This is a genomic window from Hymenobacter agri (genome assembly GCF_054778495.1).
This window is the reverse complement of the sequence record NZ_BAAGZM010001031.1, coordinates 1-976: the sequence shown is the minus strand read 5'-3', so window position 1 is coordinate 976 and position 976 is coordinate 1. Positions and strand designations below refer to the sequence as shown.

The 976-nt window shown below is 63.2% G+C and carries 1 protein-coding gene; it reads right to left on the bottom strand.

Features of this window, described 5'->3' with window-relative positions:
* Positions 1-175: 175 nt before the first annotated feature.
* Positions 176-715 (bottom strand): hypothetical protein, encoded by a 540-nt coding sequence (locus ACYVDE_RS24240; protein ID WP_460504086.1) that lies wholly within the window; start codon positions 713-715, stop codon positions 176-178.
* Positions 716-976 lie beyond the last annotated feature (261 nt).

Sequence of the window (976 nt, the reverse complement as noted above, 5' to 3'; positions counted from 1 at the left end):
CCGGCGCGGCCGCCTTCGAGCACGGTGCCAAAGTCGAGGGGCAGGCCCACGAGGCACACGTCGGCGGCAGGCAGCTCGGCGGCGGGGCAAATGAGGTCGCGGAGAAAGGTCGGCATAAGTAGCGGCGTAGATTTTCCTCAAAGAAAACGCGCCACCCGGCTTCCGGCCCCGCGCCTCAGTCGCCCAGCTTCACGGTGCCGTCGTCGTTGAAGGTGCGCTTCACCGTTTCCGAGCCTTTCACGACTAAACCAAACACCTCGCGCCCGCCGTCAGCCTCCTGGTTCAGAATCATGGACAGGGCCAGCGCCGGCTCGCTGTAGCTGAATGTGCCGCCGTACGTCACCGGCTTGCCTTTCGAGTCGGAGTAGGTGAACTCAATGTTCTTCCCTTTGATGGTGTAGCGGCCGGTTTCATCGAAGTGGTTGGTGCCGTAGGGGCCGGGGAATTCCAGCTTTTTCTCGTAGCGGCCGGTGGGGCCCAGCGTGAGGGTGCCGCCTACCCCGCGCGTATTGGTGGGCTTGCTGCTGTATTTCGGTGCGTAAATCAGGTATACCGCGTAGGTGTAAGTGGTGAAGAATTTGGTGGGCAAAGCACCGGCCGTGGGCGGAACGGCCGCGGGCGGGCGCCGGTTCGCAGTGGCAGGCTTGGTTTGGGCGTTGGCCGGGCCCAAGCCCACCAGCAGGAAAAGCAATAGTGCAGAAAAAAGGTGGCGCATAAGTAGGTGAATGGAATGAGTTAGCCCCTGCAAAAACCGACGGCCGAGGCTGGCTGGCAAGCTGAACCACAGGCCGGGCCAGCACCATAGCAACGGTGGTTGCTACAGCCGCTTGTAAGCGATGCCGTTGAAATAAAACCGTCGCACCGCGCCGGTTTTATCGTCGGTTTCGATGGGATAGGCCACGCCCCGCACGGTGCGGCCGGTGTTGTCGGTGAGGGTTAGCGTCCAGCCGGCCAGGGCCCAGCGGCCGCCCGCCCC